The organism is Lacticaseibacillus pantheris DSM 15945 = JCM 12539 = NBRC 106106, assembly GCF_001591865.1.
In the GTDB taxonomy this organism is placed as follows: Bacteria; Bacillota; Bacilli; order Lactobacillales; family Lactobacillaceae; genus Lacticaseibacillus; species Lacticaseibacillus pantheris.
The window spans coordinates 1-20,835 of the sequence record NZ_BCVS01000014.1; the positions used below are offsets into that span (position 1 = coordinate 1).

At 52.2% G+C, this 20,835-nt stretch carries 17 protein-coding genes; 14 read left to right on the forward strand and 3 right to left on the reverse strand.

What is annotated here, in order from left to right; translation table 11 throughout:
• The first annotated feature begins 579 nt into the window (after nt 1–579).
• The gene (locus tag LPA02S_RS02775; protein ID WP_054651780.1) at nt 580–1,266 is read left to right on the forward strand and encodes a response regulator transcription factor; all 687 of its coding nucleotides are present in this window, start codon (nt 580–582) and stop codon (nt 1,264–1,266) included.
• Nucleotides 1,266–2,855: a sensor histidine kinase gene (locus LPA02S_RS02780; RefSeq protein ID WP_056956451.1), complete on the forward strand. Its 1,590-nt coding sequence runs from the start codon at nt 1,266–1,268 to the stop codon at nt 2,853–2,855. The genes LPA02S_RS02775 and LPA02S_RS02780 overlap by 1 nt, the downstream gene beginning before the upstream one ends.
• 56 nt (nt 2,856–2,911) lie before the next feature.
• Here LPA02S_RS02780 and LPA02S_RS02785 read toward each other — a convergent pair whose 3' ends face one another.
• Entirely contained in the window at nt 2,912–3,400 is a 489-nt protein-coding gene (locus tag LPA02S_RS02785; RefSeq protein WP_054651778.1) for an HD domain-containing protein, read from the reverse strand.
• Between the two features lie 99 nt (nt 3,401–3,499).
• Nucleotides 3,500–4,258, reverse strand: coding sequence for a TrmH family RNA methyltransferase (locus LPA02S_RS02790; RefSeq protein WP_056956450.1), 759 nt, complete (start codon nt 4,256–4,258; stop codon nt 3,500–3,502).
• 230 nt (nt 4,259–4,488) lie between these two features.
• Here LPA02S_RS02790 and LPA02S_RS02795 point away from each other — a divergent pair, with 230 nt between their 5' ends.
• The 11 genes from LPA02S_RS02795 to LPA02S_RS02845 all read left to right on the forward strand — a co-directional run bounded on the left by LPA02S_RS02795 (nt 4,489) and on the right by LPA02S_RS02845 (nt 15,636).
• Nucleotides 4,489–4,770 (forward strand): acylphosphatase, encoded by a 282-nt coding sequence (locus LPA02S_RS02795; protein ID WP_054651776.1) that lies wholly within the window; start codon nt 4,489–4,491, stop codon nt 4,768–4,770.
• Between the two features lie 61 nt (nt 4,771–4,831).
• On the forward strand, nt 4,832–5,875 hold the full coding sequence (yidC, locus tag LPA02S_RS02800) for a membrane protein insertase YidC (RefSeq protein WP_082405529.1): 1,044 nt from the start codon (nt 4,832–4,834) through the stop codon (nt 5,873–5,875).
• A gap of 217 nt (nt 5,876–6,092) precedes the next feature.
• Entirely contained in the window at nt 6,093–6,464 is a 372-nt protein-coding gene (locus LPA02S_RS02805; RefSeq protein WP_156302203.1) for a winged helix-turn-helix transcriptional regulator, read from the forward strand.
• Nucleotides 6,465–7,207: 743 nt separating this feature from the next.
• Complete coding sequence (pheS, locus tag LPA02S_RS02810; RefSeq protein WP_056956449.1) at nt 7,208–8,254, forward strand: phenylalanine--tRNA ligase subunit alpha; 1,047 nt, start codon at nt 7,208–7,210, stop codon at nt 8,252–8,254.
• Between the two features lie 3 nt (nt 8,255–8,257).
• Nucleotides 8,258–10,669 carry a phenylalanine--tRNA ligase subunit beta gene (pheT, locus tag LPA02S_RS02815; protein WP_056956448.1) on the forward strand — a complete coding sequence of 804 codons (2,412 nt, stop codon included), beginning with the start codon at nt 8,258–8,260 and terminating at the stop codon, nt 10,667–10,669.
• A gap of 69 nt (nt 10,670–10,738) precedes the next feature.
• Nucleotides 10,739–11,893, forward strand: coding sequence for an endolytic transglycosylase MltG (gene mltG / locus LPA02S_RS02820; protein ID WP_420835959.1), 1,155 nt, complete (start codon nt 10,739–10,741; stop codon nt 11,891–11,893).
• Between the two features lie 28 nt (nt 11,894–11,921).
• Nucleotides 11,922–12,560, forward strand: coding sequence for a uridine kinase (udk, locus tag LPA02S_RS02825; protein WP_054650307.1), 639 nt, complete (start codon nt 11,922–11,924; stop codon nt 12,558–12,560).
• 27 nt (nt 12,561–12,587) lie between these two features.
• Nucleotides 12,588–13,061, forward strand: a complete 474-nt coding sequence (gene greA / locus LPA02S_RS02830) for a transcription elongation factor GreA (RefSeq protein ID WP_054650305.1) — start codon at nt 12,588–12,590, stop codon at nt 13,059–13,061.
• Between the two features lie 136 nt (nt 13,062–13,197).
• Entirely contained in the window at nt 13,198–13,914 is a 717-nt protein-coding gene (gene liaF / locus LPA02S_RS02835; RefSeq protein ID WP_056956447.1) for a cell wall-active antibiotics response protein LiaF, read from the forward strand.
• Complete coding sequence (locus LPA02S_RS02840; protein WP_054650301.1) at nt 13,911–14,987, forward strand: sensor histidine kinase; 1,077 nt, start codon at nt 13,911–13,913, stop codon at nt 14,985–14,987. The genes liaF and LPA02S_RS02840 overlap by 4 nt, the downstream gene beginning before the upstream one ends.
• Complete coding sequence (locus LPA02S_RS02845; RefSeq protein WP_056956446.1) at nt 14,980–15,636, forward strand: response regulator transcription factor; 657 nt, start codon at nt 14,980–14,982, stop codon at nt 15,634–15,636. The genes LPA02S_RS02840 and LPA02S_RS02845 overlap by 8 nt, the downstream gene beginning before the upstream one ends.
• A gap of 98 nt (nt 15,637–15,734) precedes the next feature.
• Here LPA02S_RS02845 and LPA02S_RS02850 read toward each other — a convergent pair whose 3' ends face one another.
• A complete protein-coding gene (locus tag LPA02S_RS02850; protein WP_056956445.1) occupies nt 15,735–18,371 on the reverse strand; it encodes a YfhO family protein in 2,637 nt (878 codons plus the stop codon).
• Nucleotides 18,372–18,541: 170 nt separating this feature from the next.
• On the opposite strand from LPA02S_RS02850, the gene LPA02S_RS02855 reads away from it, so the two are divergent.
• Nucleotides 18,542–20,665 carry a peptidoglycan D,D-transpeptidase FtsI family protein gene (locus LPA02S_RS02855; RefSeq protein ID WP_056956444.1) on the forward strand — a complete coding sequence of 708 codons (2,124 nt, stop codon included), beginning with the start codon at nt 18,542–18,544 and terminating at the stop codon, nt 20,663–20,665.
• The last annotated feature ends 170 nt before the right edge of the window (nt 20,666–20,835 follow it).

Here is a 20,835-nt window from a genome sequence, read left to right on the forward strand (position 1 = left end):
TGTGCCCCGCAAAAGCCGCCACATAAGCAGAACCAAACAAGAATCCAAGTGCGGGATTCTCATTTGGTCCTACTTATGCTCTGGTTTTTACCCGCGGGGCTCCGCTCTGTTTTCATAGTCGAGCTGCGCCCCGCAAAAGCCGCCACATAAGCAGAACCAAACAAGAATCCAAGTGCGGGATTCTCATTTGGCCCCGCTTATGTTCTGGCTTTTACCCGCGGGGCTCCGCTCTGTTTCCATAGTCGAGCTGTGCCCCGCAAAAGCCGCCACATAAGCAGAACCAAACAAGAATCCAAGTGCGGGATTCTCATTTGGTCCTACTTATGCTCTGGTTTTTACCCGCGGGGCAACGCTCTGTTGATCATAGTCGAGCTGCGCAGGGCAAAAACTTCCGTGTAACCCACTTGGGACACTAAAGCCAAGTGCGGGCTTTAGTATCCCAAGCAAGTTACACTCCAGTTTCTGAACGCCCTGCTCCGCTCTGTGTGGTTTTTCTCATTTTTCTATGTTAAAATTCAATGTAAAACAATAAGCAAAGGGGTCGTTGCGGCGGCCACGGCCTAAGGAGATAAGTAAAATATGAGCAAAATTTTGATTATTGAAGATGAGAAGAACCTGGCACGGTTTGTTGACCTTGAATTGAAGCATGAGGGTAACGAAACCGCTGTTTACGGTAACGGTCGCCAGGGGCTGGACGCTGCTTTGGCAGAAGACTGGGATGCCATTTTGCTCGATTTAATGTTGCCTGAACTGAACGGTCTGGAAATCTGTCGTCGTGTGCGTGCCGTCAAGGATACTCCAATTATCATGATGACTGCCCGTGACTCCGTCATTGACCGCGTCTCCGGCCTGGATCACGGTGCTGACGACTATATCGTCAAGCCGTTTGCCATTGAAGAGTTACTCGCTCGTTTGCGCGCCTTGTTACGCCGCGTTAACTCCATGAACGCATCCAACCAGACCAAGCAGACCAAGTTGACTTACCGGGACCTGACCATTGAAAAGGAAAACCGGATTGTTCGTCGTGGTGATGACATCATTGAGCTCACGAAGCGTGAATACGAATTGTTGTTGACCCTGATGGAAAACGTGAACGTGGTTCAGGATCGGAACGAACTTTTGAAGAAGGTTTGGGGGTACGATTCCGACGTCGAGACTAACGTGGTGGATGTTTACGTCCGTTATATCCGTAACAAAATTGACAAGCCGGGTGATCCAAGTTACATCCAAACCGTCCGTGGTACCGGCTACGTAATGCGGTCTTAATGTTTAGACGCAAAGATGGTCAACGACGTCCACGTCGCCAGAAGGGATTTGTCTCGTTACGGTGGACGTGGGCGTTTGCCGTCGCGTTTGTCATATTTCTCACCTTTCTAGTGTTCTCGCTAGTCATTTATGGGGTGATGGGACAAACGTTGTTGGCGCAAGAAAAAAGTACCGTCTCCGATACCGTTAATTCAGTTCAGAAGCGGCTAGAACCGATTAGTTCTAACCTGACCGCACGGACGGTCTTTCCCAAAATCGATGTATCCACCGATAATGGGAGTACGGTCGCGACTGAATCTGGCGGCAATCGTGGTTCGGTCTTTTCGGATGCGATTATTCAGAAATTGTCGCGGGAAGACATTACCGTCACGGTATACAATCAGTCGGGCCGGCAGGTGTTTAGCTCGCGTAAATCGCCGTTGAAGACTAAGCGGACTGCGGATTTGCGCATTACCACGGAGCGTGCAGGGGGCTTTGATGGTTTGGTGGCCCGGACGCCAATCGTCAGTGCGCATACCAGCAAGGTCATCGGTTATTTGCAGGTGACCAACGCCCTGTCAAGCTACCACCGGACGATGAATCGCGTCACCAATACTATTTATCTGGTTAGTTTTGGGGCGTTGGTCATTTCGGCCATGATGGGTTTCTTTCTCGCCAGTCGTTTCCTGCGCCCCATCCGGCGTATCAGTAAAACGATTGATCAGATCAATAGTGAGCCGCAAAGCGACGCTCGAATCCCGGCGTTACGGACGAATGACGAATTGTCCCATTTGATTAACGAATTCAACGCAATGCTGGACCGTATTCAGCGTTTTATCGACCAGCAGACCGACTTTGTGGGCGATGTCAGCCACGAATTGCGGACGCCAGTTGCTATTTTGGAAGGGCACCTCAACATGTTGGACCGTTGGGGCAAAGAGGATCCGGAAGTACTTGACGAGTCCATCAAGGCTTCCCTACAGGAAGTGTCCCGGATGAAGAGCCTTATTCAGGAAATGCTGGACCTCACGCGTGCTGACCAGGTGGAAACGCAGTTTGTGCACGCGGTGACCGAGGTGAACGAAATTGTTGAGCAGGTCACCAACGACATGCAAATGATTCATCCCGATTTTACCATCACGCTCGAAAACGAGTTGGATGGCCCGGCCTGGGTCCAGTTTTATCGGAATCACATGGAGCAGGTGCTGATCATTCTGATTGACAACGCGGTGAAGTACTCACGGGACCGGAAGGAAATCCACGTATCGGTGGGCTCTTCCGACACGACCGTGGATTTGGCCGTGCAGGATTTTGGTGAGGGGATTGCTCCTAAGAATCAGGACCGTGTTTTCAACCGGTTTTATCGCGTGGATAAAGCCCGTAGCCGTGAAAAGGGCGGTAATGGACTGGGATTATCGATTGCTAAGCAGTTAATTGATGGTTACCACGGCACTATCAACGTTGAGTCGGTTCCTGGTAGTGGCTCAATTTTCCGGATTGCGTTGCCGATGTTAACGCCCGAACAAGCAGCTGAATTTCAGCGCCGCCATGACGCGGACAAGCCAGCACCTTTGAATCCAGATGATCTAAACAAGAGCAATTTAGCGTGATTCACGCACACGAAAAGGGTGACCCTCACATGAAGGTCACCCTTATTTTGTCCGTATTAAGAGGCGAAGTGCTGCCCAAAAATCTTGATGCGCCACGGGTGCATGAACTCGGCCATCGCGGCGTAGTCGTCAACGAGCGAAACGATGTAACTTTCCCGGTAACGGGGGAAAGCTAGCGTGGCACCCCACATATGCTTAACGATAATGTCGCGTTCCATCGGCGATAACTCGGTGAGGTGCTCCGCATTGTGCAAAGCAATGCGGGGATGCACGTATGCATGAGTTCCACTGTCAAACTTAGTGGTGCGCCAGTCGTAGTAGAATAAATCGTGCAGTAGACCGCCACGCGCGAGGGCCCGAACGTTCAGACCCATCTTCACCCCAATCAAATAGCTAGTGTAGGAAACACGAATTGAGTGCTCCAGACGGTTTGAATGGTGGTGTTGAGTGTAATTAGCCAGTTTTTGTACTGCCGGCTCTGCTAGCAGATCATCAACCAGGGCTCGATAAGCCTGGTCATCTTCCCACTGCCGATATTTCTCCATGGACACATCTCCTTGTCATTAGCTACCGCTATTATAGCAGGTTTAATAACGGTACGCACTCCGCTGATTGAACGTAACTAATTCATAATGATTCTCCGTTTACGCGAGGAGGTGGAACAATACCACGCCCGCAGCAACGCCCACATTGAGCGACTCGGCGCGACCACGCATGGGGATGTATAGGTTCTGGTCTGTCTGCGCCAGCAACTCTGGATCCATGCCGTTGCCTTCATTACCCATAACAAGGGCAAAGTTGGTGGTCGGTGCGACGTCAGTATATGGCAGTGCCTGGTCATTGAGCTCGGTGCCGAAGACCGGTACGCCAGCGGCTTTGAGTTGTGGTAACAGGTGGTTGAGGTTGGCACTCACTACGCGTACGTGGAACTGGCTACCCTGCATTGCCCGCAAAACTTTGGGCGAATAGGCGTCGGCCGTTCCGTTGCCGAGGACAACGGTGTCGATGCCAGCCGCGTCGGCAGTCCGTACCATCGTGCCCACATTGCCAGGGTCCTGAATGGCATCCAGCAGTAAAAAGCTGCCGTTTAGGTCCGTTGGCAACTCTTCGTGCGGCAACGGCATCACCGCAAACATCCCCTGTGGTGTGGGCGTCTCGGCCAGGTGCTGCGCGACCTCGCTGCTAATTTCGATGGTTTGGTCGTAGAAGTCACGGACTGCTTGCTCGTGCATGTATTTGCTAGTCACAAACAGTGTTTCCGGTAATGCACCGCTGGCGATGGCCTCACGTACAAGGTGTGGTCCCTCCAGCAGGTAACGGTCATAGTCCTTTTGGTACTTACGGCGGGTGAGCTTCTTTGCCCGCTTAATTTTGTCGTTTTTTGGTGAAATAATGGTTTCCATTGGAATACCCCCCATTGCAAGGATTGTACCACATACCGGACGTAATAAGCGCTGGCACGTGACACCGCACGGATTATTTTTCTGGCGGTGACGATAAACAAACGCAAAGGGGCGTTTCCTGTTCCGCCGCTTAATGCACGCCATCACGTTGGGCCGTGGTAGAATGGTTGTACAGTGTGCGTGCACGTGAGCGATTGTTGCGTGTTCGCATTCAGGAAGGGGACATTTCGATGGCAGATACAGCCTATACAATTAGGGTTAACGGACGGGTGCAGGGCGTGGGTTTTCGCGCGACCACACAGATGTTGGCGGACAGAATGGCAATCCGTGGTGATGTGCGTAACCAGTCGGATGGGTCCGTGCTGATTCATGCCGTTGGTACCGACACACAGATGAGCGCATTCCGTGAGGCAATCAAGCAAGGACCATCCCAATTTGCCCGTGTGTCTACATATGAAGAAACACCAATGAAATCGGTGCCGGAATACAACGGATTTAACGTTGTATATTGATAGGTGCGGGCAGTTCGCGTATAGTGGACAACGATATCACTAGTTGAAGGGATTACTATTAATGAATACGAAGTTCAAACGTTTCGGTATGGGCGCGGGTTTAACGACTTTGGCGCTGGTATTGGCTGCTTGTAGTAATAGCACCCAGCATGTCTCCAAGTCTGGGATTGTGACCCGTACACCCCCAACCGGGTTCTTTTACGGGTCGCTGTACAAGTACGTATCAACCCCAATTTCGCACCTACTGGACAGTATTGCCCACGTTTTGGGGACGTCCAGTGGTTATGGTTGGGCAATCCTGTTAATCACCCTGGTCGTGCGGTTGGTGCTGATGCCATTCATGTTGCGGCAACAGCGTAACATGACGGAACAGCAAGAAAAGACGCGGGTGTTGCAGCCGCAGTTGTCGCTACTCCAAAAGGCGGCCAAGATGTCGCAGGACCAGACGACGACCATGCAAATCAACGGTTTGATGCAGGACGTCTACAAGAAGAACGGTAGTAGCATGATTCCCCAGATGGGTTGCCTAATGATGTTGGTACAGTTGCCGATTATCTCAGGTTTGTACCAGGCCGTGGCGTACTCCAAGGATATTGCGAACGCCAAGTTCTTGGGCATTGCTTTGGGGCACACAAACCTGCCGGTCACCATCATCGCTACTTTGCTGTACGTACTGCAGGGCTACCTGATGCTACAGGGATCTACGCCCGAGCAACGGAAGACCATGCAGACGTCGATGTGGTTATCACCGATGTTCACGTTCTTCATCAGTATCATTTCGCCGGCTGGTTTGGGACTATACTTCCTGGGGACGGGGATTATCATCCTGATTCAACAGCTAATCGTGACGTACGTGATGTTGCCGTCGATTCGGAAGCGGATGGATGCGGAGATGGCCGACAATCCGCCGGTCGAGGTGGTGACGCCCGACATGTTCAACGCGGATGGCTCCATTACGAGCCGTGCTCCGATGCCGTCAGCGATGGGGGCAATGCAAAGTATGGGTGTGGCTAAGCCAACCACTCAGGACGATGATTCAACTACCGGACCGACTGCTGAGGAGCTACGCGCACGGAACGCGGGTAAGCAGCACCGCGACGAATAGGTTTAGATGAATATTGTTTTTTGGCATCCACACTCCCGCTTGCGCAGGGATTGTGGATGCTTTCTTTATATGGCCACTGGACACGGTTGTCCGTGAGCCAGGCCCACTATTTGCCATTTTGATAATTTTGCTTGCACTTTTTCGCCTTTGCGGTATACTAACAATAAATAAGCACGTTTAGAACGGGCTCTTTCTATGACATTGTGAGGGGATTATTATGGCAACGGTGAAAACAGTTAATTGTACGCAGGACAAAACGAGTAAGGACTTATGCCCACATTTCCAGAAGACTTTTTCTATCTTGGGAAAGAAGTGGAACGGTTTAATTCTCGAGGTTTTAATTGACGGCCCACACCGTTTTAAGGACATTGCCGGCTCAATTCCTAAGTGTTCGGACCGCGTATTGGTTGAACGCTTGAAGGAGCTTGAGGGCGAGGGTATTGTTGACCGTGTGACGCATCCCAACTCATCTTTGATTGAGTACCAACTGACCGACAAGGGCCAGGGGCTCAATCAGGTGTTGACGGCGGCGCATGCTTGGGGTGACGAGTGGTTGACCGACGAGGAATGTGTTGACGCCATTGCCTAAGACCGTTACACTAATGACAGATTGACACAAAGACGTTGAAGGAAACGCAATTAGTGGCGACTGTCAGGAAGTGGAGTCCAGCGACTGGAAGGCTCCTCAGTTAAGACTAGTTGTATTCATTTTCTGAGTTGGCTTATTAGCTACGGCGGTAAGTCCCGGAGAGGGCCGTTATCCCACTGATTGAGTGTACGGGTATGTTTATATCCGTGAACTAGGGTGGTACCGCGGCCGATGTCGTCCCTAACCGTATTGACGGTTAGGGGCGTTTTTTGTAGAGAGCGGAGCAGGCCGTTTAGAAAGCATAGTATAAGTTACTAGCGCCGAAAGGCCCGCACTTGGCCTTTTGGTGCTAATAGCTTATACGTCGCTTTCTGGCCTGCGCAGCTCGTCTCAATACGCATGAGTAGCGCGGGAGCATAGTAGCATTCTCGGTCTTAGCCGCGGTGATACCGGTTTTGGCCGTTTAGTCAGAGTTGCTTATACGTCGCTTTCTGGCCTGCGCAGCTCGTCTCAATATGCACGAGTAGCGCGGGAGCATAGTAGCATTCTCGGTCTTAGCCGCGGTGATACCGGTTTTGGCCTTTTGGTCAGAGTTGCTTATGCGGCGTCTTCTGGCCTGCGCAGCTCGTTTCAGTAAGCCGGGATAGTGAGGAATCCATGCAGTCATTCCCCGCCACCACCCCTCCGTCCAATACGGTTCATCGAGTGTCGAAACATTGAGAGTAACAGAAGGGAGCAGCGTCATGAGTTTACGGGATAAGTTAGAGCAGCTGGCTGATGAAAATCGCGGCCGCATTATGAAGACATCCGATTTGGAGGAATTGAACCAAATCAGGGTGAAGTTATTGGGTAAAAAGGGACCGATTACGGAAGTGTTGCGTGGGATGCGGGACCTCGCACCGGAAGAGCGGCCTCAAGTGGGCGAGTTTGCCAACAAGGTGCGTGACGAGTTAAAGACAGCCATTGAAAATCAGCGTCACGACATCGAGCAGGAAATGACTGCTCACAAAATTGCAATGGAAACGGTTGACGTCACTCTGCCTGGCACACCAGTTCGTCGGGGTACGGCCCACGTGATTGAACAGATCATCGACGACCTGGAGGACCTGTTCATGGGGATGGGTTATCAGGTAGTTGACGGTTACGAAGTGGAAGAGGACAAGTACAACTTTGAGAAGTTGAACATTCCGCCCGATCACCCCGCTCGTGACATGCAGGACACTTTCTATTTAGGGCACGACCTACTGATGCGGACACAGACCAGTGCCGTACAGGCCCGGACGCTGGAGAGTCATGATTTCAGCAAAGGCCCGCTCAAGGAAATCAGTCCAGGCCGCGTCTACCGTCGCGACACGGATGACGCTACGCACAGCCACCAGTTCCACCAGATGGAGGGGCTGGTAGTCGATAAGCACATCACGATGGCCGACCTCAAAGGCACGCTGCTGGCGATGGCACGCCACGTCTTTGGCGCCGAGCGTGAAATTCGGTTGCGTCCCAGCTACTTCCCGTTTACGGAACCAAGTGTCGAAGTTGATATTTCTTGCTTCCGCTGTGGTGGTAAGGGCTGTGCCGTCTGCAAGTACAGCGGCTGGATCGAAGTGCTAGGCGCTGGTATGGTGCACCCGAACGTGTTGCGGTCAGCGGGTGTTGACAGCGATGTCTACGGCGGCTTTGCCTTTGGTGTGGGCCCAGACCGTTTGGCCATGCTGAAGTACGGTGTTGATGACATTCGTAGCTTCTACACTGATGATTTACGGTTCCTGCACCAGTTCAAGACGGAGGGTTAATTCATGGATGTTTCATACGATTGGTTAACAGAATTAGTTGATGTGCCCGTTGGCCCTGAAGAGTTAGCGGATAAGGTTTCGCGCACGGGTATCGAGGTGCCGAGCGTAACGCGTCGCGACGAGGGTAAGAAGAAGATTGTCATCGGCCACATCGAAAGCATGAAGATGCACCCGAACTCCGATCACATGCACGTTTGCATGGTGGATACTGGCGAAGACGAGTTACGGCAAATTGTCTGTGGTGCACCTAACGTTGCTGCGGGGCAGACCGTCATTGTGGCGTTGCCTGGCGCCCGGATTGCTAACAACGAAAAAATTAAGCGTGGCAAGCTCCGTGGCGAGATTAGTGATGGCATGATTTGTGCGCTCCAGGAAATTGGCTTTAGCGATAGCGTCTCCCCTAAGAAGTACGCTGATGGAATCTACGTGTTTAACGAAGCCATCAAGCCGGGCACTGACGCCATGGCGGTGCTGGGCATGCACGATGCCATCCTCGACTTTGACATTACGCCTAACCGTGCGGATGCCTTGGGGATGCGGGGAGTTGCCTGGGAAGTTGGCGCTACCTACGGAAACAAGCCACACTTTGATGATCAGCCCGTTGTTGAGACGGGCAAGCCGGTGGGTGACTTCCTGCAGGTGAGCGTCGACGACCCTGACGATGCGCCGAGTTACAACTTACGGGTAGTAACTGGTGTGCACGTGCAGGAAAGCCCACTGTGGTTGCAGCGGCGCTTGTGGAACGCTGGCATCCGTCCTCTGAACAACATTGTGGACATTACGAACTACATCATGTTGTACTTCGGCCAGCCAATGCACGCCTTTGATTACGACAAAGTCGGTGATGGTACCGTCCACGTACGGCGGGCCGCAGCTGGTGAAGGGCTCACGACCCTCGACGGAACTGAGCGTACCTTAACGACCGACGATATTGTGATTAGTAACGGCACTGTGCCCATTGCGCTCGCAGGTGTGATGGGGGGATTGAACTCGGAGATTACCGATAGCACTACCAGCATCGTTTTCGAATCCGCCGTGTTCAACCGGACCAGCATTCGTAAGACCGCCCAACGTTATGATTTGCGTAGTCAGGCCAGCTCCCGCTTTGAAAAGGGGATTGATGAATCGAACATCATTACCGCCCTTGATACGGCTGCACGCATGGCGGCAGAACTCGGTGGTGGGACGGTTGCTAGCGGAATTGCAACCGCTACTAGCGTGAGTGGCGCGCCAACAGTGATTGACATCACAACTGACCAAATTAACCACGTTCTGGGCACTGACCTAGATGCGGTGACTGTTCGCGGGATTTTTGACCGCCTCGGCTTTGGTGTAACCGGCGATGGCGACCAGATGACGGTCTCGGTTCCGGCGCGACGCTGGGATATCTTCATCGTACCGGACCTCATTGAGGAAGTTGCCCGCATTTACGGCTACGACAACCTGCCAGCAACGCTACCAACTGCCACAATGACGGTTGGCACGCTGACACCAGTGCAGCGGCGGCTCCGGCGTAACCGGACGTTGCTTCAGGGGGCGGGGATGGACCAGGCCATTACGTACTCGTTGCGTGGCGAGGATCAGGCCAACGAATTTGCTTTGGAAAACAACGCAACGACCAAGCTAGCTTGGCCCATGACCGTTGACCACCAGGAATTGCGTGCCAACATGCTGACGGGGCTGCTGGATGCCGTCCGTTATAACGCCGCACGTAAGGAAAATGACATCGCTCTGTATGAACAGGGCCGTGTATTTATCCGTGCCAATGGTCAACACCGTCCCGATGAGCACAATTACGTTGCCGGCGTTCTGTCAGGCAACTTTGCAAACAAAGAGTGGAACCAAAAGGCTCAGCCAGTCGACTTCTATACCACTAAGGGTATTGTTGCCATGCTACTGGATGACTACAACCTTGATACGCCGGTCGAGTACACAACTGATGAACTACCTAGCAGCATGCACCCCGGGCAGTCAGCATACATCATGCTGGCGGACCAGCGTGTTGGTTTACTAGGTCGGCTACACCCGCAGTACGAGGCTGATAACAACCTGCCCGAGACGTTCGTCTTTGAACTTAACCTGGAGCCACTATTGGCAGCCGGTCGCGCAGACAAGATCGTCGCACCCGCTCCAAAGTTCCCATCCATGACGCGGGACGTTGCGCTGCTTGTTGACATCACGACTACTAGTGCCGCGGTGGAAGACGTTATTCGTGCGCATGCGGGTCAGTATTTGCGCGACGTGCACCTGTTCGATGTTTACGCCGGACCCAAGTTGCCACCAGCAACTCGGAGTCTTGCATACACACTGACCTTCCGGCGGGACGATGACACGCTGACCGAGGACACGGTTGAAAAGGCCATGGCCGCGGTGGTCGACGCCCTTGAAACCGAAGTAAACGCTAAAATTCGGTAGTGACTATCGCTTTTTAGGCCCGTTTCTAATATAATGGCCTAGATAATTATCGTTGACGGAGGTTTCATTGTGGCTGGTTCGCAACAAGATCATGAAAAAATCCCCGGAACGTCGTTGGATAAACGGTCGTTTCGGGACGCTCAAAACCACCTCGTTCACCATATTGTTTGGTGGGTAATTGGCATTGTAGTGGCTTTGGTTGCCGTTACCGGATTTATGGGCTACCGGTACGTCACGACTTCGCTGGAGGCGGTGGATCCGCATTCAAGTAAAGCGGTGAGCGTCAAAATTAACAGCGGTGCTAGCACCAAACAAATTGGTGAAGCCTTAGCCAACAAGGGTGTTATTAAGAGTGCCACGGTTTTCGCGCTGTACGCCAAGATTAACAGTTACAGCGAGTTTCAGGCCGGGACGTTCCAAGTGGCCAAGTCCATGGACCTGAAGCACGTGGTTACCACCCTCATGGGTAAGGGCAGTAATGACGGTACGCAGGTACTGGTTCGTGAAGGTGAAACTGTCGAGACGATTGCTAGCTCGATGGACAAGTACACCAAGAAGAATGGTAACTTGTCGAAAAAGAGCTTCATGGCCTTAATGAAGGATGATACTTTCTTCAATCAATTGGCAAAGAAGTACCCAGAGCTGCTCGGTTCCGCCGCAAAGTCCAAGAACGTCCGTTACCACCTGGAAGGCTACTTGTTCCCGGCGACGTATTCGGTTAGTTCTGGCGAAACCATGAAAGAGCTGGTCACGCAGATGGTTGCTAAAACCAACTCGGTGCTGCAGCCGTACTACAGTAACATTAAGAAGCAGGACTTGACTGTCCAACACGTGTTGACCCTAGCATCCATTGTTGAGCGGGAGGGTGTGACCGAAGCCAGTCGCCGCAAGATTGCTGGTGTCTTCTTTAACCGGATTGACGCTGACATGCCACTGCAGTCCGACATCACGGTGATGTACGCCCTTAACACGCACAAGACCCACTTAACCAACAAGGATACGGCGGTTAAATCGCCGTACAACTTGTATAAGAACGCGGGCTTTGGCCCTGGACCGTTCAACCAACCGAGTCTACAATCAGTGCAGGCGGTGTTGAATCCGTCCGACCGGAGCGCGGGTTACCTCTACTTTGTGGCTAACCTCAAGACCGGTAAGATTCTGTATGCCCGGACTTTGGCAGAACAGGACGCCAACATTGCGGCCATTGGTAGCGACAACCAGTAGTAGTAACTTTTAGTGGGGATGGAAAGTAATGGAACAACAGAAGCCCATTGTTATTGGCATCACCGGGGGGTCGGCCTCCGGTAAAACAAGTGTTGCCCACGAGATTTTTGATCATTTTGAGGCAACCCGTTCAGTCACGTTAATCGCGCAGGACTCGTACTACAAGCACAGCGATTTACCCTTTGCTCAGCGGAAACTGATTAACTATGATCACCCGCTCGCCTTTGATAACGACCTGCTGGTAGCCGACATTGAGCGGTTGTTGCACCGCCAGGCGATTGAAAAGCCGGTGTACGACTATACTGACCATAACCGCACCAGTGACACGATTCACGTGGAGCCTACGGACGTTATTATTCTGGAGGGAATTCTGATTCTCGCGGAAAAAGAGTTACGCGAGTTGATGGATATTAAAATCTTCGTGGATACGGATGATGATATTCGGGTGTTACGACGGATCAAACGTGATACGGTTGAACGGGGCCGCTCGCTGGATGATATTATCAACCAGTACCAAAGCACGGTGAAGCCAATGTACCATGAATTTGTGGAACCCACTAAGCGGTATGCGGACCTCATTGTGCCTGAGGGTGGGCAAAACAAAGTAGCAATTGATTTACTGGTCACAAAGGTCCAGGCGATACTGGATCAGCGTGGCTTGATTTAAGCGAAAATAAGGAAGAGGTTGTATAGCATGGCAGACAAGACGTACCCGATGACGGCTGACGGTAAGGTTAAGCTGGAAAAGGAATTGGAACAGCTCAAGACGGTTAAGCGCCCAGAGGTAATTGACCGGATTAAGATTGCACGTAGTTTTGGAGATTTATCCGAAAATTCTGAGTATGAAAGTGCCAAGGACGAGCAGTCATCTTTGGAAACGCGCATCGCCCAAGTGGAGCAGATGTTGCGTTACGCCGAAATTATCGATAGCGACTCCGTGGCGAAGGACGAAGTGTCCGTGGGCAAATCAGTCACGTTCGTTGAAGTGGGCGAGACTGATGAGGAAACCTACCAGATTGTGGGTGCTGCTGAAGCGGACCCGATGGCGGGCAAAATCAGTAATGAGTCACCAATTGGCGAATCCCTGATTGGACACAAACTGGGTGAAACCGTAGCGGTACAAACACCTGGTGGCGACATGCAGGTTAAAATTACTGCGGTTGAATAAGTAGCACCGTAGTTAGAACAAAGGCGTACCCGTGTGGGTGCGCCTTTGTTGTTGGCAAATTTTTGGGCACAAAATCGGTCTGTGGACCCACGCAAATATGCCTGGTTACGGTATGATGTATGCAGGAGGTAGCCGCATGTCTTCACGGATATACTTTTTTGCAATTGTAGAATTCATATTAGCGCTGTTCCTCGGGTACAGCTTATTTGCCGACCTGCCCACGCTCATTTTCCTGATTGCGGGTGGGGTCTCATTGGCTATGGCCCGGGGGTTGCAAAGTGGTTTCTGGCACACGTTCCTGTTGGTCTTTGGTGCTGTTTCCGTGATCGTGAGTGTGGCCGTTCATGGTGCGTTCTGGTGGATGGTTGCCTTTGGCGGAATCATGCTACTACTGAGCTTACGGCGCCGTGCCCGCAACGGTAAGTGGACACCATGGACCCACAAACAGTTTGTGTCCGTTCACGGCTTTGGTGCTAACGCCGGTCGTCCGCGGCGACAGCCCTGGTTCGGTGATAGTACGATTGGTAGCTCGGTTTTCGAATGGGAGGACACTAACATCACCGTTCTTGCCGGTGACACCATCGTGGACTTAGGTAATACCATTCTGCCGCAACGCGACAACGTTGTGGTTATCCGCAAGGGCTTTGGCCGCACCCGCGTATTGGTGCCGCTGGGGGTGGGCATTGAGCTCAATCACTCGGCGTTAACGGGTAAAGTCAGTTTCGCTGGGGAAGATTTCCACCTTGCCAACGAAACTATTCACTTAGCTACTCCTGGGTATGATGATGCTTCGCGCCGTCTACGCATCGTTACGAGCACACTGATTGGCGACCTGGAGGTGGTGACCGTATGACCAAGAAGGGTTACGCCTGCATTTTAGGCGCTATTACGTTATTAATGTTTCTGCTGGAAGTCATTCTGATCTGGATGGTGGTGGTTGGCCACAAACTGACGTATGTTTGGCGGCTCTTAACCTACTCCATTGGCGGCATACCCGTAGCGGTTTTTGTTGTGCTAGCCGCATTCTCTGTGGGCCTGGTTGTGACCGGTAGCGTTTGGCTGGTGGTCCGATTGACGCAGCGCCGTATGTCGAATGAGCTCGGCCGGTTAGTACGAAACTTTTTGGATCAGGACACCGATCAGGCCCTGACTGTGAACGCGAAGATATTTGGTGCGGATAATGCCCGCCTGCTCCAAGCGCTACAGGAACAAATTGTCCGGTTACAGGGCGAGATTGCCCGGTACAGCAAGAAACCGGACTTGGTTGAGGGTGAAAGCAAAGAGGCCGTGGTGGTGGCCGAGCGTCAGCGCATTGCGCGCGAGTTACATGATTCGGTTTCGCAGCAACTCTTTGCGGCGATGATGCTATTGTCGACGATGCGTGCCGTGGTTGATGGGCAGCCTGAATTGGCGGATAGCGGTTTAACCAAGCAACTGGACACGATTGAACGTGTTATTAACGCCGCCCAATCGGAAATGCGTGCGCTTCTGCTGCACCTGCGTCCGACTTCGCTAGCTGGGAAGCCACTACGTGAAGGTATTATTGGGTTGTTGAAAGAACTACAAACCAAGATTAATATTGACATCAAGTGGGATATTGCCGACGTGCACCTGGCGACGACGACGGAGGACCATTTATTCCGTATTGTGCAGGAGCTACTGAGCAACACGTTACGACACGCTGAGGCCAATCAGCTGGAAGTGTATTTGAATACGGTCGGTAGTAACGTCGTCCTGCGTATGATTGATGATGGCGTCGGCTTTGATACGTCGGCCGCTGAAAATGCCGGTAGCTACGGTTTGAACAACATTGAGGAACGTGCCCGTAGCTTGGGCGGGACGGTGAAGTTAATTAGTTTCCCCGGCCAAGGTACGAGCGTCGAGGTGCGGGTGCCAGTGACTGTTAAGGAGGACAGCAATGATTAAAGTATTGATTGTCGATGATCACGAAATGGTGCGGTTAGGGATTTCGTCCTACCTGGGTATTCAGCAGGATATCGAGGTCATTGGCGAGGCGGAAAACGGTGCGGATGGTCGCGATCAGGCCTTGGCCGACCGACCAGATGTCATTCTCATGGACCTCAAAATGCCCAAAATGGACGGGGTGACGGCCACCAAAGAAATTTTGGCATCCTGGCCGCAAGCTCGTGTCATCATTTTGACTAGTTTTATTGATGATGAGCTAGTTTACCCGGCGATGGCCGCAGGGGCAGCGGGGTACATACTCAAGACCAGTACGGCGGCGGAAATTGCGGACGCAATCCGCAACACGATGCGGGGACAGAGCACGATTGCCCCCGAAGTGAACGATAAGTTGCAGAATAAGGACCAGGCGATGGCCGATATGGCGCTCTACGATGATTTAACGAGTCGTGAACGTGAGGTCCTGGACTTAATTGCTCAGGGGAAAAGTAACCAGCAAATCGCTGATGAACTGTTCATCACCCTTAAGACCGTGAAAACGCACGTGTCGAATATTTTGGCCAAGTTGGAGGTGGATGATCGCACCAAAGCGGCCCTGTATGCCGTTAAGCACGGTAAGGTCAGTTCACAGTCCAACGATATCGGTGAATAAATTGTTGGTCACTAAAGCATAATGCGAAGCAACACCCCGCAACTTCGACTCAAACACGGAGTAGAAGTTGTGGGGTGTTGCTTTGTCTATCTGTTTGGTTAGGGCCGCTGACGTAGACGTTTGCTGAAGCGTGGGAGGGCTGCGTGCCGTGGCCGGTTCCGGAAGAACGCGAACCATGTAATTGCCGCTGCGATTTGCGATATGATGATGCCCCAGACGAGGTACGGAGGCACGTAGTACATGCTAATCGTGTGGTGACCCTTAGTTAGAGGAATAGCCATAAATAGGCCGAGTACCTTCTTGGGGGTGACTGTTCGACCGTCGACCCGCACGTGCCACCCGGGTACCTGGGGGATGGTGGTCATCAGCACTTGGTTCTTGCTACGAATGTTGACCGTGCCACGTAGCGAGTTACTACCGTGGTGGGTAACGTGAAGCGGCGATTTCTGTAGTTGGTCAATCGTTTGTTTGAAACCACTTGTATCCAGTTGGTATAACGCAACGTTGCCCAGGAACAGCGATTGTTTGTTGAGCGTAATCGTGATGGTGTTCACTTTATTCACCTGGGCAGGTGTGACGTTGAGCACCGCCGTATTGCGGAAGGAGTCGGCTAGGTGCACCTGCTGGCCGTTCAGGCGGACGGTGGCCGCGTTATCCGTCAGTGAACTGTCAACGGTCAAGTAGTAAGGCTCGGTGGTGTTAGCGATGAACGTGTACGTAATCGTTGCGGCACCACCTTTCTTGACGGTGTAGGTGCTACCGCCAATACCCGCCATGGACTTAATATTGTTGGTCATGGTGATGGATTCAAAGGGGCGTGCGGTAAACATGGTAGTTTTGGCCCCCGTAAGGCCCGTGGCAATACGTTCCTGATTAGTGAGCGGTGATCCCGTTGCTAGTTTAGTCTGGAGGATGTTGGCACTGGCCCCGAAGGCAATGCCTAGGGCGTTATCGTTGCGGTACACGTTCAAGTTTTGTGTGTGCCCGATGCCGGTATAGTTGGCAACGTCCTCGCGGGTACTTTCCGTCGGGAGGAAGGCAGTACTACCAGCACGTTTTGTGAGCCAATACTTGGTATCTAACAGCGCGTCGGTAAATTCGGTACCGTTGGCGTAGGCCACAAAGCCGTCGCCGTCAGCTTGGCCAATCTGTCCGAAAAAGGTGGGTACGTTGGGTTCAAACATAGAGTTGAACTGGTCGGTACCGTTAAACCCTACTTCCATGGCGTCGTTTTTGGTCCGGCCCACCGTTTTACCAATTCGGTACCAGCCGCTGTCACGACTTTGCACGGTATTGACACCGCTGCGCAGGGCCTCAGTGTACGTGTGGTAATCACTGTGGCTGACGTACGCCAACTGGTTCATTGTCAGCGCGGCGTTGCTGGTCATATCGACGATGCTGAGTAATAACATGATAACGTAGGTGCCCCGGTGTGCATTACCGCGGAGGCTCAGAACAATGATGGCCAGGAGGTTAAGGAGGCCAGTTAGCAGTACCTGTTGTTTGGTGAGGTAACTAAAGCTATCGAGGTTAAACCATACATAGAGGTCAGCCCCGACGCACACAAATGCCAGTAGGAGCATCTGTGGCAGGCTAATGCCATCGGGAAGATACTTGAAACCCCGCGCGGCGAGTAATATCAACCAGAAGGTGACTACAAAGGAAAAACGGTAGGGGTACCATACGGGAAATTGCAGGCCGTGCCAAACTAGGTCTAACGGTTCAAACATCATTGAGATGAACAAAAAGACGGTCCATGTTCCCGCAGCCACGCGTTCGCGCCAGTTGATCCGCCGGTTGGTGAAATAGATGATTGCGCCGAGTGTGGCCAGCGACCCCACAAAGATGTTGGGCAACCCGGAAGGCATCTGGTCAAAGTTGAATGAGCCCGCAACCAACTTACTGAGTAGGTGTAGTGGGTTGTACTCAAACTGCCAGTTAACGGTCGTGGCGGTATATGTACCCTTACTTTGCGTTATCTGGAAGAAGGTAGGGACCAACAGACAGGCGGCCAAGGCTGCGCCCAGTAGTCCGGTTAGGGCAAAGCGGCGGCAGGCGCGGATAACTGCCGCTTTGTGCAAACGGTCGCGGACGAGCGCAAACAGGAAGTAACCAATAGTGAATAAGATGACCATGTAGCCAATGTAGTAGTTAACCAGCAACGTGGCCGCCAAGAGCAGGGGAAAGCGGCGGGGCTGACCGGCTACCAATCGGTCTACCGCGTCGGCTACTAGTGGTAACATGATGGCGCCGTCAAACCACATCAGGTTCAGTTGGTTGGCAATCATCCACCCTGATAGGGCGTATGCCAGGCCGTAAGCTGGTAAAACCCAGCTCCGTAGACCGCGCCGGTGGAGGTAGTATGCCATCGAGAGGCTCGCCGCTCCGTATTTCAGTAGCGTCATGATGAGGATCCCAACATCCAGCATGGACTTAGGCACCAGCACTAACACTAGGTTGAAGGGACTCATTAAGTAGTAAGCCCAGACACCAATCATGTCCCCACCGAGCGCTTTGTTCCAGGCATAAAAAAATTGTCCGGGGTGACCCAGCAGTGTTTGTCTAAAGTATGCGTAAAAATCAATGTACTGTTGACCCATATCCACGGTTAGTAAGCTACTATTACCAAATGGATACACATGCTGGCACGCACAGAAATAAATACCCATGATAATGATAGGTAGGGCAAAAGCAACTGTTAGTGGGTGCCGTTTAATTGAGTTAATCCAACGCATAGGAACCTCTCCGTTTGCGGTGATGGCATTCGGGTATTTGCCACCCCATAATGTGTGGCAGTGACCCAGTTCACCGCGTTTAACCAACAGCATACCAGAAATTGGGCCCGTGGTGTTTGCACGGTTTCTTTGTTACACTAAACTACAGAAAATATGAAGGAGCGCCACTGTTGAAGTACATACGTACACCACGACCAAAACGACCAAAATCACGCATACCGTTTCGCTTGAACCTGCTTTTTTTCTTTGTGTTTGTCCTCTTTGCCCTCCTAGTGGGTCAATTGGCGTACCTACAAATTATTAACGGCAGTTCCTTTTCCGAAGTGGTTAATAGTAGCAGTAGCACCACGGTTGAGGGTACCGTGCCGCGGGGGATGATTTACGACTCCGAGGGGCGGGTCATGGTCTCCAACAAGGCGAACAAAGCCATTACCTACACGAAGAACGAGTCGGTTACGTCGGCCCAAATGGAGAAGGTTGCCACCGTCCTGGCAACGTACATTAACGCCGACACTAGTTCGTTGACCAAGCGTCAGGAGTTGGACTACTACTTGGCGAACAAGCAGAACCTGAAGCGTGTTAACAAGCAGTTAACCAAAGCCCAGTTGAAATTGGGTGCCACGAAACTGTACAAACTGGAACTGAAGGCCGCCAAGAAAATTATGCCTAGCCTTAGCAGCAAGCAAAAGACGGCCGCCGCAATTTACTACAAAATGAACAGCGCCAGTGAATTCTCAACGGTGTACCTGAAAGAAACCGGAGTAACTTCTACAGAAGTGGCCCAGGTTGGGGAACACCTATCCAGCATGCCGGGCGTTAACTTGGGCACCGACTGGACCAACTCGTACCCGAACGGCAAGAGTATGTTGAGTATCATTGGCTCGGTCAGCACGTCCAAGCAGGGGTTACCAGAAGATTCATTGTCAGCATACCTGACTGAGGGCTACTCCCGAAACGACCGCGTGGGGACGTCTTACCTGCAGAAACAGTATGAGGACGTACTGAAGGGCAGTAAGTCACAGACCAAAGTAACCGTTAATAGTAATAATAGTGTGACGAGCGCGGTTCAGCAGTATGCCGGTTCGGCGGGGGAGAACCTTAACTTGACGCTTGACTCGAAGTTCCAAGGGCAAGTGGCCGACATCGTCAAGAAGTACTACCAGTCAGCCGTTAGTTCTGGTGCTGCGAGTTTGTCTGACGGTGCGTACGCCGTCGTTATGAATCCTAGTACCGGTGCGGTGCTCGCGATGACCGGTTACAAACACAACTTTAAAAAGAACACCATCACCGAAAATGCCCTGGGAACAATTAACCAGACCTTTGTTATGGGGTCGGTAGTGAAGCCCGCGATGGTTCTCGGGGCCTTAGAGGACGGAGTAATCACTACCAGCAACAGTTCACTACCCGATGTGCCAATTTACCTTAAGGGCACACCAGTGAAGAAGTCGTGGTACAACATTGGCGCGTACAGTTCACTAACCGCCGATCACGCCCTCGAAATTTCCAGTAACATCTACATGATGCGGTTGGCGATGCGTGAGGGTAACGCCAAGTACGAGGCTAACAGTTACTTAACGATGGACAACGACATCTTTAGCAAGATGCGCCGCCACTTTGGCGAGTTTGGTCTGGGCATCAAGACGGGGATTGACCTGCCTGGTGAGGTCACTGGCCTTGAGGGTGCCACCCACAACAGTTATGGTGCCCTGGCCGTTGGGTCCGCACTTGACTTGTCCTACGGGAACTACGATGCGTACACAACCATGCAGCTGGCAGATTACGTCAGCACCGTCGCCAATGATGGCTACCGGATGCGTCCGTACCTGGTGCAGTCGATTACTGACAGCAGTAAGAGTAGTAAGAGCAAATCCGTACTGTCCACTACGCAGCCCGAAGTATTGGGCAAAATTGGGGCAACGCAGGCGGACGTTAACCTGGTCAAGCAGGGGATGTGGATGACCGTCCATGGTTCTGATAGCAACCGGACGGTTAGTGCGTTGAACGACCTGAATCCTGGTGTAGCCGCGAAGTCTGGTACTGCACAGACCTTTGCCCACTCAGACCCTACTGATTCGAGTTCACCGCTGGTCGAAACTACTACCATTAGTTTGGTAGCCTTTGCTCCGGCCAAGAACCCACAAATTGCCGTTGCCCTAGTCATACCTAACCTGACCTCCACTTCGGGGGCTTGGAACACGTCGATGGCGCACGACATTATTGAGTCGTATTACAAGCTGCACAACGTTAAGGAAGATAGCGGCTATTCGAGCTCACAAGCGACGATTAACGGCTAGACAACTACACAATATCGGTCATGCACGTCAAGACGACGGGTAGGGGCCGATATTTGCGTTTAATCAGGTGACCCTAGTGGCGGTTATGGCCGGTGGGGTGCCGTGGCGTGCTACGACTTTGTGGACTGTTGATATTGGCTGGTCGTACTGGCGTGGTGGCGGAGGTTGAG

Coding starts and splice junctions, on each gene's coding strand:
- LPA02S_RS02775 (WP_054651780.1), top strand. CDS start 580: ATGAGCAAAATTTTGATTATTGAAGATGAGAAGAACCTGGCACGGTTT.
- LPA02S_RS02780 (WP_056956451.1), top strand. CDS start 1,266: ATGTTTAGACGCAAAGATGGTCAACGACGTCCACGTCGCCAGAAGGGA.
- LPA02S_RS02785 (WP_054651778.1), bottom strand. CDS start 3,400: ATGGAGAAATATCGGCAGTGGGAAGATGACCAGGCTTATCGAGCCCTG.
- LPA02S_RS02790 (WP_056956450.1), bottom strand. CDS start 4,258: ATGGAAACCATTATTTCACCAAAAAACGACAAAATTAAGCGGGCAAAG.
- LPA02S_RS02795 (WP_054651776.1), top strand. CDS start 4,489: ATGGCAGATACAGCCTATACAATTAGGGTTAACGGACGGGTGCAGGGC.
- yidC (WP_082405529.1), top strand. CDS start 4,832: ATGAATACGAAGTTCAAACGTTTCGGTATGGGCGCGGGTTTAACGACT.
- LPA02S_RS02805 (WP_156302203.1), top strand. CDS start 6,093: ATGGCAACGGTGAAAACAGTTAATTGTACGCAGGACAAAACGAGTAAG.
- pheS (WP_056956449.1), top strand. CDS start 7,208: ATGAGTTTACGGGATAAGTTAGAGCAGCTGGCTGATGAAAATCGCGGC.
- pheT (WP_056956448.1), top strand. CDS start 8,258: ATGGATGTTTCATACGATTGGTTAACAGAATTAGTTGATGTGCCCGTT.
- udk (WP_054650307.1), top strand. CDS start 11,922: ATGGAACAACAGAAGCCCATTGTTATTGGCATCACCGGGGGGTCGGCC.
- greA (WP_054650305.1), top strand. CDS start 12,588: ATGGCAGACAAGACGTACCCGATGACGGCTGACGGTAAGGTTAAGCTG.
- liaF (WP_056956447.1), top strand. CDS start 13,198: ATGTCTTCACGGATATACTTTTTTGCAATTGTAGAATTCATATTAGCG.
- LPA02S_RS02840 (WP_054650301.1), top strand. CDS start 13,911: ATGACCAAGAAGGGTTACGCCTGCATTTTAGGCGCTATTACGTTATTA.
- LPA02S_RS02845 (WP_056956446.1), top strand. CDS start 14,980: ATGATTAAAGTATTGATTGTCGATGATCACGAAATGGTGCGGTTAGGG.
- LPA02S_RS02850 (WP_056956445.1), bottom strand. CDS start 18,371: ATGCGTTGGATTAACTCAATTAAACGGCACCCACTAACAGTTGCTTTT.